The sequence below is a fragment of the Spelaeicoccus albus genome (assembly GCF_013409065.1).
Classification (GTDB): domain Bacteria; phylum Actinomycetota; class Actinomycetes; order Actinomycetales; family Brevibacteriaceae; genus Spelaeicoccus; species Spelaeicoccus albus.
Genome location: NZ_JACBZP010000001.1, coordinates 4,016,242 through 4,029,871, shown reverse-complemented (window position 1 = coordinate 4,029,871; position 13,630 = coordinate 4,016,242). Strand labels below are relative to the sequence as shown.

15 protein-coding genes are annotated in these 13,630 nt (G+C 67.0%); 14 read left to right on the top strand and 1 reads right to left on the bottom strand.

Features of this window, described 5'->3' with window-relative positions; genetic code table 11:
* The coding region (locus tag BJY26_RS18740) for a C40 family peptidase (protein ID WP_179429666.1) at nucleotides 1–723 on the top strand (723 nt) is incomplete at its 5' end.
* 83 nt (nucleotides 724–806) lie between these two features.
* Here BJY26_RS18740 and BJY26_RS18735 read toward each other — a convergent pair.
* A complete protein-coding gene (locus BJY26_RS18735) occupies nucleotides 807–1,289 on the bottom strand; it encodes an inorganic diphosphatase (protein ID WP_179429665.1) in 483 nt (160 codons plus the stop codon).
* A 234-nt stretch (nucleotides 1,290–1,523) separates the two neighbouring features.
* Here BJY26_RS18735 and dacB point away from each other — a divergent pair, with 234 nt between their 5' ends.
* The 13 genes from dacB (at nucleotide 1,524) to BJY26_RS18670 (ending at nucleotide 13,605) form a co-directional block, all read left to right on the top strand.
* Nucleotides 1,524–2,933 (top strand): D-alanyl-D-alanine carboxypeptidase/D-alanyl-D-alanine endopeptidase, encoded by a 1,410-nt coding sequence (dacB, locus tag BJY26_RS18730; RefSeq protein ID WP_179429664.1) that lies wholly within the window; start codon nucleotides 1,524–1,526, stop codon nucleotides 2,931–2,933.
* Between the two features lie 15 nt (nucleotides 2,934–2,948).
* The gene (locus tag BJY26_RS18725) at nucleotides 2,949–4,016 is read left to right on the top strand and encodes a zinc-dependent metalloprotease (protein ID WP_179429663.1); all 1,068 of its coding nucleotides are present in this window, start codon (nucleotides 2,949–2,951) and stop codon (nucleotides 4,014–4,016) included.
* Nucleotides 4,013–4,996, top strand: a complete 984-nt coding sequence (gene tilS / locus BJY26_RS18720) for a tRNA lysidine(34) synthetase TilS (protein WP_179429662.1) — start codon at nucleotides 4,013–4,015, stop codon at nucleotides 4,994–4,996. The genes BJY26_RS18725 and tilS overlap by 4 nt, the downstream gene beginning before the upstream one ends.
* A gap of 74 nt (nucleotides 4,997–5,070) precedes the next feature.
* Nucleotides 5,071–5,622: a hypoxanthine phosphoribosyltransferase gene (hpt, locus tag BJY26_RS18715; RefSeq protein ID WP_179429661.1), complete on the top strand. Its 552-nt coding sequence runs from the start codon at nucleotides 5,071–5,073 to the stop codon at nucleotides 5,620–5,622.
* A 125-nt stretch (nucleotides 5,623–5,747) separates the two neighbouring features.
* The gene (gene ftsH, locus BJY26_RS18710) at nucleotides 5,748–7,811 is read left to right on the top strand and encodes an ATP-dependent zinc metalloprotease FtsH (protein ID WP_179429660.1); all 2,064 of its coding nucleotides are present in this window, start codon (nucleotides 5,748–5,750) and stop codon (nucleotides 7,809–7,811) included.
* Nucleotides 7,804–8,397, top strand: coding sequence for a GTP cyclohydrolase I FolE (gene folE, locus BJY26_RS18705; protein ID WP_179429659.1), 594 nt, complete (start codon nucleotides 7,804–7,806; stop codon nucleotides 8,395–8,397). The genes ftsH and folE overlap by 8 nt, the downstream gene beginning before the upstream one ends.
* A gap of 4 nt (nucleotides 8,398–8,401) precedes the next feature.
* On the top strand, nucleotides 8,402–9,259 hold the full coding sequence (gene folP, locus BJY26_RS18700; RefSeq protein ID WP_179429658.1) for a dihydropteroate synthase: 858 nt from the start codon (nucleotides 8,402–8,404) through the stop codon (nucleotides 9,257–9,259).
* Nucleotides 9,259–9,621 (top strand): dihydroneopterin aldolase, encoded by a 363-nt coding sequence (folB, locus tag BJY26_RS18695; RefSeq protein WP_218852502.1) that lies wholly within the window; start codon nucleotides 9,259–9,261, stop codon nucleotides 9,619–9,621. Before folP ends, folB begins: the two co-directional genes overlap by 1 nt.
* Complete coding sequence (gene folK, locus BJY26_RS18690; RefSeq protein WP_237248884.1) at nucleotides 9,621–10,271, top strand: 2-amino-4-hydroxy-6-hydroxymethyldihydropteridine diphosphokinase; 651 nt, start codon at nucleotides 9,621–9,623, stop codon at nucleotides 10,269–10,271. The genes folB and folK overlap by 1 nt, the downstream gene beginning before the upstream one ends.
* The gene (locus BJY26_RS18685; protein WP_179429657.1) at nucleotides 10,271–10,738 is read left to right on the top strand and encodes a DUF3180 domain-containing protein; all 468 of its coding nucleotides are present in this window, start codon (nucleotides 10,271–10,273) and stop codon (nucleotides 10,736–10,738) included. The genes folK and BJY26_RS18685 overlap by 1 nt, the downstream gene beginning before the upstream one ends.
* Nucleotide 10,739: 1 nt before the next feature.
* Nucleotides 10,740–11,270, top strand: a complete 531-nt coding sequence (locus BJY26_RS18680) for a PH domain-containing protein (protein WP_237248892.1) — start codon at nucleotides 10,740–10,742, stop codon at nucleotides 11,268–11,270.
* Nucleotides 11,267–12,703 carry a PH domain-containing protein gene (locus tag BJY26_RS18675; protein ID WP_179429655.1) on the top strand — a complete coding sequence of 479 codons (1,437 nt, stop codon included), beginning with the start codon at nucleotides 11,267–11,269 and terminating at the stop codon, nucleotides 12,701–12,703. Before BJY26_RS18680 ends, BJY26_RS18675 begins: the two co-directional genes overlap by 4 nt.
* Nucleotides 12,667–13,605: a Rossmann-like and DUF2520 domain-containing protein gene (locus BJY26_RS18670; RefSeq protein ID WP_179429654.1), complete on the top strand. Its 939-nt coding sequence runs from the start codon at nucleotides 12,667–12,669 to the stop codon at nucleotides 13,603–13,605. Before BJY26_RS18675 ends, BJY26_RS18670 begins: the two co-directional genes overlap by 37 nt.
* The last annotated feature ends 25 nt before the right edge of the window (nucleotides 13,606–13,630 follow it).

The window sequence follows — 13,630 nt, the reverse complement described above, 5'->3', positions numbered from 1 at the left end:
ACGGTTGCGCTGGAGAAGAAGCGCCAGGAAGGCATCGAAGCCGAGCGTCGAGCACGCGCCGAGCGGATCGCCAAGGCCAAGGCGGTTGCCGCGGCTCAAAAGGCAGCCCGGGAAAAGGTTGCACGGGAGCAGGCTGCCCGGGAGAAAGCCGCCCGGGAAAAGGCGGCACGGGAAGAGGCCGCTCACGAACGGGCCCAGCAGCGCGCCGCCGCCAAGCGCAAGGCCGCGAGGGACCACAGCAGCTCGTCGCACCGGTCCCATTCGAGCCGCACCCATCATTCGTCCCCGGACCCGGCCCCGGAGCGTACGCACACCGTCTCGCATACCGTCTCGCACAGCGCGCCGGTCAGCCATTCGTCGTCCGGAGCCTCGCAGGCGATGTCGTTCGCCCGCAGCAAGGTCGGCACCTGGTATCTCTGGGGCGGCACCGGCCCGCGTTACGACTGCTCGGGTCTGACCCAGGCGGCCTGGGCATCGGCCGGAGTGACGATTCCGCGCACGTCCGGCGCGCAGTACGTCGGGCTGAGCCGAGTACCGCTTTCGTCGATGCGGCCCGGAGACCTGATCTTCTATTCGAGCAACGGGTATTCGAGCGGGATCCACCACGTCACCATGTACTTGGGCGGCGGCATGATGGTCGAGGCGCCGCACACCGGAGCGCAGGTACGGGTGGTCTCGGTACGCTACTCCGGCGGGATCATGCCGTACGTCGCCAGGCCGTAAGCCGCGGCGCTCGGACGGACCAGTCGTCAAAAGGGCGGCCCCCGCGTTGCGGGGGCCGCCCTTGACGGCGTCCGGGGACCGACTCAGTGCTCGTTGAAGCGCTTGATCGACGCCTCGATCTCGGCCTCGGCCTCGGCACGGCCGACCCAGTCCGATCCCTTGACGTATTTGCCGGGTTCGAGATCCTTGTAGTGCGTGAAGAAGTGCTCGATCGCGTCGAGCTGGAATTTCGACACGTCGTTGATGTCTTGGAATCCGTCCCATCGCGGATCGCCCGCCGGCACGGCCAGTACCTTGTCGTCCCCGCCGCTTTCATCGGTCATCTTGAACATGCCGATCGGCCGGGCCTCGACGAGGCACCCTGGGAACACGGACTGGTCGAGAAGCACCATGACGTCGAGCGGATCCCCGTCGAGGCCCAGCGTGTCGTCGATAAAGCCGTAATCGGCCGGGTACTGCATTGACGTGAACAGGTACCTGTCCAGCTTCACCCGCCCCGTCTCGTGGTCGACTTCGTACTTGTTGCGCTGCCCGTGCGGGATTTCGATAGTGGTGTTGAATTCCATCAGCGTGCTCCGTTCCTTGCGTGATCGCCGGCGTGCCGGCCGGCTTGGCTGTCGAAGTGGTACGAGGTGCCCGTCTGGAGTTATCGGGTGGACGCCCCTCTACCGTGGCGCCTTCGATAAAGTGGATGTCGCAGGCCAGACGAGCACCGGCTGTCCCGACAAGAATAATTGACGACCTCCCGGCCGCGCGCGGCGAGTGCGCGCAGGACGGACACGAGAAGAAGACGGAGACCCGTGGGCACCAAAGCAGCGGTCGGCGTCGGCGTCGTCGCCGCCCTCGTTCTCGGCTATGCGGCGGCCGACGTGTTCGACGTCGCCCCGGGGATTTTGACCACCTCCGCGCCGGCGGCCAAGCCGGCCGCCCAGCGCGTTCCCGGACTTGAACAATCCGGTGGGCCCCGGGTACTGGCACCCTTGCACGCCGACGCTCCGGCGCCCACCCGGCCCGCGCTTCGCCGCGAGCTTTCGAACCTGCTCTCGGCCAAGGCGCTGGGCAAGTCGGTGGGCTTCGAAGTGCGGGACGCGAGGACCGGCCGCGCCTTGTACGCGTCGGACGCAAAGAAACCGCACACTCCGGCCTCGACGACGAAACTGCTGACCGCCACGGCCGCGCTGACCGCCCTCGGACCAGGCCAACGGTTTTCCACAACTGTGCGATCCGGCCCCGGAAAGGACGACGTCACGGTGCAGGCCGGGGGCGACGTGCTGCTGGGACGCGGGAAGTCGAAACCGTCCTCGACAACCGGACATGCCGGTCTCGGCACGCTAGCCGACAAGACCGCCGCCGCTTTGAAGAAGAAGGGACGACGCACGGTCGCAGTGCATCTCGATACGTCCGTGTTCGCCGGGCCGGCCCGAAACCCGCTGTGGGCGCAGCACTCCGTGCAGGGTGGTCAGGTCGCCCCGATCGAACCGCTCATGGTGGACGCCGGGAGGGTCAAGGACGGGCAGAACATCCCGCGCGCGTCCGATCCGGCCATGGCCGCGACCACCATCTTTGCCAAGAAGCTGGAAGCCGACGGGATCACCGTCGTCGGAAAACCGACCCGCACGCACGCACAAGCCGGATCGACGGTGCTCGCCCGGGTGAAGTCGGCGCGGCTGTCGCAGATCGTGCGTTATATGCTCCAGTGGTCCGACAACACGGTCGCCGAGACGCTCGGGCGACTCGTCGCCGTCCAGACCGGCAGGCCGGGATCGACGTTGGGCGCCGTGGACGCAGTCACCGACGAAGTGAAGAAGCTCGGGGTCGATGTGGCGCGCGTCGAATTGCACGACACGTCCGGGCTTTCGCACCACAACCGTCTGACGGCGGCGGCGCTGACCGATCTGTTGGTGCTCGCGGCGTCCGGCAAACATGCGAACCTCGACTCGCTCATCCCGTCGCTGCCGGTGGCAGGACTGAACGGCACGCTGCAATACAGGTACGGCAAAGCTGCGTGGCCCGGCGCCGGCCTCGTGCATGCCAAGACCGGCTCGTTGTTCAAGGTCAGCTCCCTGGCCGGGGTCGTCACGGACGCGTCCGGCCGTATGCTCACGTTCGCGTTGATCGCCGATCGCACGCCGCCGGACGACGTCGAAAGCACCCACCGGGCAATGGACGCCATTGCAGCCCGGCTGGCCGAGTGCGGATGCGCCGGCTAGCGTACCTTGGAACCTATGCCTGATTCCTCCGGCTCCCGCGCGGACCAGATGATCGATTTCGATTTCGCGTGGCGCACCGCCAACGAACTCCTGCCGGCGGGCCCCTCGATGAGTCCGAGCGAACGCGAGGCCCACGTGAGCGCCCTGCGCGAGGCCGCCGAGATCGCCACCGCCCACGTGCAACGCGTATCGGGACTCGACGTCGACGAGGCACTCGAACGTGATACGTCGGTGCTCGTCGTCGATCGCAGCTCGTGGGCCAAGGCCAATACCCAGTCCTTCCGCACGCTGCTGGAGGCCCCGATCGCGGCGGCGCTGGACGCCGGTGACAAGAGCTCCGGCGTCGGGCCCGTGTCCCGGCGCACCACCGGGGCCGAACTGGGTGCCATGCTGGCCTTTCTCGGAACCCGGGTGCTCGGCCAGTACGAGCCGTTTGCGCCGGGCGGCGGCAGGCTGCTCCTCGTCGCGCCGACGATCGCCTCGGTCGCGCAGCGGCTCGACGTCGACCACGACGACTTCCGCTTGTGGGTGTGCCTGCACGAAGAGACCCACCGGGTTCAGTTTGCGGCGGCGCCGTGGCTGGCCGCGCACGTGCGCGGCCGGATCGATTCGCTCGGCGAGCAAATGCTCGGCACCGTCAGCGCTGCCGACCGCTTGCGGCAAATTTTCCGGAAGGTGCCCGAGGTGTTCGGGCCGGGCGGCACCAAAGAAGCCCTCGACCTGGTGTCGACGCCGCAAAGCTCGCTCGAACTCGACAGGCTGACGGCCATCATGAGTCTCTTGGAGGGCCATGCCGACGTCGTCATGGACGAGGTCGGTCCGGAAGTCATTCCGACAGTGGAGCATATCCGCAGCACGTTCAACGCACACCGATCCGGCCACGGCGGCATTGACGGGCTGATCCGCAAATTCCTCGGGCTCGAAGCGAAAATGCGCCAATACAAGGAAGGCGCGGCATTCGTGCGCGCCGTTGTTGCACGGGTTGGCTTCGCCGGGCTGAACCGGGTCTGGCTGGCGCCGGAATACCTGCCCGAACCCGACGAGATCGCCGAACCCGACCGCTGGCTCCGCCGAGTACTATGAACGCGCGCCGACCGCGGCTGACCACTGAAGTGGCGGATATTCGCGGTGCCGTCAAAGCATCGCTGGACGACGTCGAAGCACGCGACATCACAGTGGCGTGCAGCGGCGGACCCGATTCGCTGATCCTGGCGGTCGAGACGGGGTTCGTCGCCGCGAAACTCGGTAAAATCGTGCGGGCAGTCATCATCGACCACGACCTGCAGCCCGGGTCGGCCGAGGTGGCGGTACGAACCGCCGCGACGCTGAGCGCCCGCGGCATCGACGCGCGCATCGAACGCGTCCGGGTCAGCCGTACGGCCTCGGGCATCGAAGCCGATGCACGAGCGGCGCGGTACCGCGTTCTCGATGCGTGTCCCGGCCCGGTTCTGCTCGGTCACACGCAGGACGATCAGGCCGAGACCGTGCTGCTGGGCCTGGCCCGCGGCTCCGGGACGCGGGCGTTGGCCGGGATGCGCCGGAGCCGCGGCAAATACCTCCGCCCGCTCTTGGGGGTTCCCCGCAGCGTCGTCCTGCGCGCCGTCGATGCCGAAGGACTGGAGCCGTGGCACGACCCCATGAACGACGATCCGGCATTCGCCCGGGTGCGCGCCCGGCGGGATGTACTGCCGCTGATGGAAAGTCGGCTCGGCCCCGGAATCAGTGCAGCGCTGGCCCGCAGCGCCGAACAATGCGGCGAGGACGCCGATGCGCTCGACCAGATGGCCGACGCACTGGCAGCCCGCGCCGTGACGACGGGGGAGGGCGTCGAAGTGCGTGCCGGGGAACTCGCCGGGAGCCCGTCCGCCCTTCGCCGGCGAGTACTGCTCGGCGCGGCCGTGGTGGCCGGAGCCGACGCTTCGGCGTTGGCCCGCGTGCACGCGGTGGGGCTCGATCGCCTCGTCGGCTCGGCGAGCGGCGGAGTCGCCATTTCGCTGCCCGGCGGGCTGAGCGCGACACGGTACGGCGACTTGATCGGCTTCCGGCGGGTCGGCGGCGATTAGTTCCGCGCGGATATCAAGTGAAATGATGGTAACGGCGCGGCCGAGCGCACCGGAGAAATGAAGGAAGAAGCGTAGTGGACAATAACGATCTTGGATCCGATATCGACAAAGTGCTGGTCACCGAGGACCAGATCAAGGCCCGCCTGGTCGAACTCGCCGAAGAGATCGATAAGGACTACGCCGGCAAGGATCTGCTCATCGTCGGCGTGCTCAAAGGCGCCGTGATGGTGATGGCGGACCTGGCCAGGGCCTTGCACTCGCACGTGACAATGGACTGGATGGCGGTGTCGTCGTACGGATCGGGAACGCAGTCCAGCGGCGTGGTCCGCATCCTCAAGGATCTGGATGCCGACCTGACCGGACGGCACGTGCTCGTCGTGGAGGACATCATCGATTCCGGCCTGACGCTGTCGTGGCTCGTATCGAACTTGGGCTCGCGCGGCCCGGCGTCCGTCGAGATCTGCACAATGCTGCGCAAGCCCGAAGCCGCAAAGGTCTCGATCGACGTGAAGTACGTCGGCTTTGACGTACCGAACGAGTTTGTGATCGGCTATGGCCTGGACTATGCGGAAAAATACCGGAATGTGCCGTTCGTGGCGACGCTTGCCGAGCACGTCTACAAGTGAGTGCGCACGATGGTCGGAACCACACGGCGGAGTCAATCGTTAATCTAGACGGTCGTCGTCACACGTGGCGCCGGGCGAAAGCAGCAGGCAAATAGAGAGGTCTTGGGCACGCGCCCAACGAATCAATGAACATGAAGCGTATTTTCCGCGGTCCCGTGGTGTGGATCGTGCTGGTCTTGCTGATCGTGCTGATCGGCGCCTCGGCTTTGTCGAGCAAGGGGTTCCAGGCCGTCGACACCAGCGCCGGGATGCGCCTGTTGAAGAACGGCGACGTGCAGCAGGCCAAGATCGTGGACGGTGACCAACGGGTCGACCTCACCTTGAAAAGCGACTACAAGGACAAGGGCAAGAAGGTCCAGTTCAACTACGTCGCACCGCGGGGCGCCGACGTCGTCAAGGCCGTCGACAAGGCGAACCCGTCCGGCGGCTACACCGACGAGGTGCCCAAGCAGTCGTGGTGGTCGTCGCTGCTGATCAACATCCTGCCGTTCATCATCATCATCGGCATCTTTTGGTTTCTGCTGTCGCAAATGCAAGGCGGCGGCTCGAAGATCATGCAGTTCGGCAAGTCGAAGGCCAAACTCGTCTCGAAGGACACGCCGAGCGTCACCTTCGACGACGTCGCGGGCGTCGACGAAGCGGTCGAAGAACTCGAGGAGATCAAGGAGTTCCTTGCCGAACCCGCCAAATTCCAGGCCGTCGGCGCCAAGATTCCCAAGGGCGTCCTGCTGTACGGCCCGCCCGGAACGGGTAAGACGCTGTTGGCACGGGCAGTCGCCGGCGAGGCCGGGGTGCCGTTCTATTCGATCTCGGGGTCGGACTTCGTCGAAATGTACGTCGGCGTGGGCGCTTCGCGCGTGCGGGATTTGTTCGACCAGGCCAAGCAGAATTCGCCGGCCATCATCTTCGTCGACGAAATCGATGCCGTCGGCCGCCACCGCGGCGCCGGAATGGGCGGCGGGCACGACGAACGCGAACAGACGCTGAACCAGCTGCTGGTGGAAATGGACGGGTTCGACGTCAAGACGAACGTCATCCTGATCGCCGCTACCAACCGACCGGACATTCTCGACCCGGCGCTGCTGCGCCCGGGCCGTTTCGACCGCCAGGTCTCGGTCGAAGCGCCGGACCTGAACGGCCGCGAGCACATCCTGACGGTGCACTCCAAGGGCAAGCCGATGGCCGCCGACGTCGACCTGTCGCTGGTGGCCCGCCGCACGCCGGGCTTTTCCGGCGCCGATCTGGCGAACGTGCTCAACGAGGCTGCGCTGCTCACTGCCCGCTCGAACGCGCAGATCATCGACAACCGGGCCCTCGACGAAGCAATCGACCGCGTCATAGCGGGGCCGCAAAAGCGCACCCGGCTGATGAACGACAAGGAAAAGAAGATCACCGCCTACCACGAGGGCGGCCACGCTCTCGTGGCCTCGGCGCTGCGTCACCTCGACCCCGTCACCAAGGTCACCATCCTGCCGCGCGGCCGTGCGCTCGGGTACACCATGGTGATGCCGACCGAGGACAAGTACTCGACGACCAGAAACGAACTGCTCGACCAGCTGGCGTATGCGCTTGGCGGGCGCGTGGCGGAAGAACTCATCTTCCACGATCCGACCACGGGTGCTGCCAACGACATCGACAAGGCCACCGACATGGCGCGCAAGATGGTCACGCAATACGGCATGAGCGAGCGCGTCGGCGCCATCAAGGTCGGCAGTACCGGCGAGGAGCCGTTCGTCGGCCGCGACGTCGGCCATGACCGCGGCTACTCGGAAAAGGTCGCATCGGTCGTCGACGAAGAGGTCCGCAGGTTCATCGAAGCGGCGCACGACGAAGCGTGGGAGATCGTCACGGAGAACCGCAAGGTTCTGGACAACCTCGTGCTGGAACTGCTCGAACACGAGACATTGAACCAGCAGGAGTTGGCGGTGGTGTTCGAACCGATCATCAAACGCGATCTGCGGCCGGTCTGGCTGTCCAACGACAACCGGCCCGTTTCGGATCTTCCGCCCGTTCAAGGACCGGGCGAAACGCCGATGGCCCCGCAGGACGAGGCCGCCGAGGCCGGCGAGACCACCGAATCCGGGTCGGTGCAGACCATCACCAGGCCGGACGCCGGCAACGGCCGCGATCCGGGCGGGCAGGGTCCCGACGGGCAGGGCCCGGACGGCGCGGGACGCGGCGATGCATGAGCCGAACCTGAGCCTGGACGGTTCGGTCGACACCGACCGGATCGAACGCGCCGTCCGCGAAATCCTCATTGCCATCGGCGAGGATCCGGACCGGGACGGTCTGCAAGAGACCCCCGCTCGCGTGGCCCGGTCGTACCGGGAGATTTTCGCCGGTCTGGGGCAGGATCCTGCCGATATCCTCTCGGCAGTGTTCGACATCGGGCACGACGAGATGGTTCTGGTCAAGGACATCCCGGTGTATTCGACCTGCGAACACCACCTGGTGCCGTTCCACGGCGTCGCGCACGTCGGCTACATTCCCGGAAACGACGGCCGCGTCACGGGTCTGAGCAAGATTGCCAGACTCGTTGAAATGTTTGCCCGGCGCCCGCAGGTGCAAGAGCGGATGACCACCCAGATCGCCGACGCGCTCGTGACGAACCTGGCTCCGCGCGGTGCAATTGTCGTCATTGAATGCGAGCATTTGTGCATGTCCATGCGCGGCGTCCGCAAGCCGGGCGCGTCAACCGTGACGTCGGCCGTCCGCGGCCAGCTGCGCGATCCCTCGACGAGGGCCGAAGCCATGAGCCTGATCCTGAGGCGTTAACCGGATGAAGTCGGCCGAGCGCACCCGGATCATGGGCGTCGTGAACGTGACGCCCGATTCGTTCAGCGACGGCGGAAAATACTTCAAACAAGGTGACGCCGTGCGGCACGGTCTCGACCTCCTGGGCGAGGGGGCGGACATTTTGGACGTCGGCGGCGAATCGACCCGTCCGGGCGCGGTCCGCGTCGATGAAGACGAAGAGCTCCGCAGGGTGATCCCCGTCGTCCGCGCGCTTGCGGCCGAGGGGGCGCCGATCAGCGTCGACACCATGCGCGTGAGCGTGGCCGAGCGCGCCCTCGATGCCGGCGCCACGATTTTGAACGATGTCTCCGGCACCCGCGCCGAGCCGGAAATGGCGTTGCTGGCGGCGCGCAGCGGGGCCCGTCTGATAGTCATGCACTGGCGTGAGCACAGCGTATCGATGCAGAATGCCGCCCACTACGACGAGGTCCGCGCCGACGTGGTGCGCGAGTTGAGCGAGCAACTGGCGATCGTCCGGCATGCCGGCGTGCCTGCCGAGAACATCATCGTCGACCCGGGTCTGGGGTTTTCCAAGACGGGGGAGCACAACTGGGAACTGCTTGCCGGCCTGGCGCGCATCCAAAGCCTCGGGTATCCGGTGCTCGTGGCCGCCAGCCGCAAACGATTCCTTTCCACTATGCTTGCCGCAGCGGACCTCGACCGGAACGCCCGGACGGACGCCGGCCAGGCCGACGGCAGGGACGACGCGACGGCCGCGATCTCGGCATTGTCCGCGGCGTCCGGCGCTTGGGCGGTGCGCGTGCACGCCGTACGCGCCAGCCGTATCGCCGTCGAAGTCTGCGCCGAATGGAACGCGCGTCGAACGGCCGGGGAGGTCTGATGGATCGGATTGCGCTGCGGGGCCTGACCGTCTTCGGCAGACACGGCGTCTTCGACCACGAACGCCGCGACGGGCAGGACTTCGTCGTCGACCTGGTCTTGAGCGTGCCGCTCGAGCATGCGGCCCGCACCGACGATGTGGCCGATACCGTCCATTACGGCGAGCTGGCCGACGCGGTCGCCGGAATCGTCGCCGGCGAACCCGTGAACTTGCTGGAAACGCTTGCCGACTCGGTGGCGACCGAGGTGCTGCGCGACACGCGCATTGCGGCAGTGGACGTGACGATCCACAAGCCGCACGCGCCCATCGAATGGCGATTCTCCGACGTCAGCGTCACAGTCAGCCGGAAGAACGGACGTTAATGGAACTGACAACGCAGCAGCAGGCGGCCGGCCGCGATCTCGCACGCAAGGACATGCGCCGTCGCCAGGCCAAGGATGCGGCAGTCGAACGGTTCGGTAAGAAACCCAAAACCGGCAAACGCAGCGGAAAGGACACGATGAGCGACAGTGTGACGGTGGTGTTGGCGCTTGGCGCGAACCTGGGAGATCGCGCCGACACGCTCTCCTCGGCAGTCCGTGCGCTTGCAGCCCATCCGCGGATCGATCTCACCGGAGTGTCGCCGGTCGTCGAAACCGAGCCGGTCGGCGGCCCCGACCAGCCCACGTACCTGAACGCCGTCGTCACGGCCGACGTCACGCTCACGGCCCACGCGCTGCTCGATGCGGTCCACCGGATTGAAGCGGAGCACGGCCGCGTCCGGATCGAACGCTGGGGGCCCCGCACCCTCGATATCGACATCATCGACTTTGGCGGAACCCTGCTGTCCGAGCCCGACCTGATGCTGCCCCATCCGCGGGCCAACGAGCGTGCGTTCGTGCTCGAACCATGGCGCTTGCTCGACCCGGACGCCGTCCTCCCGGGGGCCGGGAAAGTGGCCGACCTGGCCGTGGCCGCTGCGGACGCCGACGGGCTGCGGCTCCGCCGCGACGTCGAGCTGCCGAGCGGCTGATGCAACCCACGAAAGTCCGCACTCTGCTGATCGCCGGACTCGTCGGCGGCGTCTTGGGGTGGTCGTTCTACCGGGTATGGGAGTCCGCCGGGCAGAAACTGCCCGGCCTGCCCATCTACGCGATCATCGGCATGGTGGTGCTGGGCATCATCCTGCTGGCGGCCGGCTGGCCCATCCGTCGATGGGTGCGCGGCGATCGCGACAGGCCGCTCGACCCGCTCCGTGCCGCGCGCGTGCTGGTCCTGGCCAAGGCGGCAAGCGCGGCCGGATCGGTGTTGACGGGATGGTACGTCGGAACTGCCGTGTACTTCTTCACCTTCGCGTCGAACCCGGCGCGCGTGAATACCGGTCTGGAAACGCTTTTCGTCGTGGGCGCCGCGCTGTTCCTGGTCGTCGTAGGATTGGTCGTTGAATACTTTTGTCGGCTGCCGCCCGACGATGAGGACGAAGGAAAACATAGTGCCTGAGATCCCGCCGATCCCCGACCACGACCCCGCCGCCGGCCCGGCGCCGGAAGCCGGCGACCCGCTGAGCCCGCCCGGCCTGACCTGGATCGGAGTGTCGCCCGCGCTGACGAAGGTCCGCGTCATCACCGAAACCATCTCGACCGGAATCCCGTTGCTGGTTTGCCTGGTGCTGGCGCTGACCGTCACGGCGTATCTGTGGATCGGAGTCGGCGTGTTCGCCGTCCTGCTCGTCTGGCTGCTGTGGCTCATTCCGCGGCAGGTCCGCGCAATCGGATACGCCGAGCGACACGAAGACCTGCTGATCAAACGCGGCATCATGTTCCGCCGGCTGGTCGTCGTACCGTACGGCCGCATGCAATACGTGGACATTGCCGCGGGTCCGATCGCCCGCAAACTGGGTATCGCCGATGTCAAGCTGCACACGGCTTCCGCTGCCACTGACGCATCCATTCCGGGGCTTCCGGCGGCCGAAGCCGCGCGGCTTCGCGAACAGTTGGCCTCGCGCGGCGAGGCACGTCTGGCGGGACTGTGACCGACGACAGGGACCGGGCGGCGGACGACGGCTGGCGGCACGTGCATCGTGCGACGCCGTTGCTGCGCAGCTGGGGCATCTTTGCGGTCATCATCGTGGCCGGCGTCCGATCGATGGCCGAAAACGCGGGGCAGGACGACAGAGGGGTCGGCTGGCTCTTCACCTCCGGTATCACCTGGCTTCCCATCGCGGTGATCGGCGGAATCGTCGTCATCGTTGCCGTGGCCGGCCTCTGGCTGTACGTGTCGTGGCGGCACATGCGCTACCGGGCCACCCGCGAGGCAGTGCACATCGAACAGGGCGTGTTCTTCAAACAGCAGCGTCAGGCCCGGCTCGACAGGGTTCAATCGATCGACGTCGCCCAGCCGTTGCTGGCCAGAATATTCGGATTGGCGCAGCTGAAGTTCGAAGTCGCCGGCGGCAAGGACTCCCGGGTGGTGCTGTCCTATCTGTCGCTGTCCGTGGCCGAGGAACTCCGCGCCTCCCTCTTGGCCGGCGCCGCGGGGATCGACGTGGAGGAAGGCGCTGCAGCTCCGCGTGCCCCCGAAAACGAACTGCTCAGCGTATCGCCGCTGAAAATCCTCGGAGCGCAATTCCTGACATTCTGGGGGATCATCCTGCCGGCCGTCGTCCTCGCGCTGATCGTCATCACGATCGTCACGGGGGAGCCGGCGATCCTGACAAGCGTCATCCCGGTGGGCATCGGAGCGGCGGCGGCCATCTGGAAGCGATTCGCGACCGAGTCGAACTTCTCCATCGCCGCCTCTCCGGACGGCATCCGGATCCGCAGCGGCCTCTTGGAGACCAACGCGCAAACCGTACCGCCCGGCCGCATCCAAGCAATCGGTTTTTCGCAACCGTTCTTGTGGCGCTTGCCGGGATGGTGGCGTGTCAGCGTCAATCTGGCATCGCTGTCCGATCAGCAAGGTATGGCCCGCGGAGTACTGTTGCCGGTCGGCAGCAGGGCCGACCTCATGGCCGTGATGAGCCTGGCCCTTCCGGAGCCGGGCGTGGACGACGCCGGCGCGCTGGTGACGGCGCTGATGTCCGGCCGGCGCGACGACGGCGACATGGTGCCGGTGCCGCTGCGGGCCCGGTGGCTCGATCCGCTGTCGTATACGCGCACCGCCTACTTCGTCACCGAAACGGCTGTCGCCGTGCGGACCGGCCGGATCAACCGCGCAGCGACGTGGGTGCCGCACGCCAAGACCCAAAGCCTGCACCTGCGGCAAGGACCGGCGCAGCGCTCGTTCACGCTGGCGACCGTCACGTTCGACACGACGAGCGGCCCCGTCTCGCCGGTCATCAAACATCTGGCCACCGACGTCGCGACCGCGTTCATCGATGCGCAGGCCGAACGCGCCAGGGGAGCGCGCGGGACGGCCGGCCCGGAACAATGGATGCGCCGCCGGACCGCGGGAGGGACGACGTGAGCGCCGAGCGTCCGGGTCGGCTCGGCGTCGGCATCATCGGGGCCGGCAAGGTCGGCGCCGTGCTGGGCAGCGCACTTCGCGCGGCCGGTCATTCGGTCGTCGGGGTCAGCGCAACAAGTGACGCCAGCCTGGAACGGGCCGAAACGCTGCTGCCCGGGGTACCGGTGCTCGACATTCCGGCCGTCGTCGAGCGTGCCGAGCTCGTCTTGCTGGCCGTGCCGGACGACGTGTTGGGACCGCTGGTGGCCGGCCTGGCCGAGACCGGTGCATGGCAACCGGGCCAACTCGTGGCCCACTGTTCGGGTCGGTACGGTGCCGGTGTGCTGCGTCCGGCGGCGACGGCCGGAGCCATACCGTTGGCGTTGCACCCGGCCATGACCTTCACGGGCACCAGTCTCGATATTGCGCGTCTTGCCGATACGGTGTTCGGCGTCACGGCGCCAGCGCCCGTCCTGCCCGTCGCGCAGGCGCTCGTCGTTGAAATGGGAGCCGAGCCCGTCGTCATCGCCGAAGCCGACAGGGCCGCCTACCATGCGGCTATCGCACACGCATCCAACCACACGGTCACGATCATTGCCGGCGCGGCCGAGTTGCTGACCTCGATCGGCGTCTCCGACCCGGCTGCAGTGCTTGGACCGTTGCTGCACGCCACCATCGACAACGCGCTCGATCGCGGCCAAGAGGCCTTGACCGGGCCGGTGGCCCGCGGCGACTCGGGCACAGTTGCGGCACATCTGGCCGCGCTCGACGAACATGCGCAGGCCACCGGCAGCGAAGAGCTGCTGCAGACGTACCGATTCTTGTCCAGACAGACCGCCGACCGGGCATTGGCGGCCGGAATGATCGATGCCGAGACCGGTGAGCGGCTCCTCGGGATTCTTCAGCAGGGCACCGACCGGTAGCCTAGGACTCGTGCCTGAATCAACT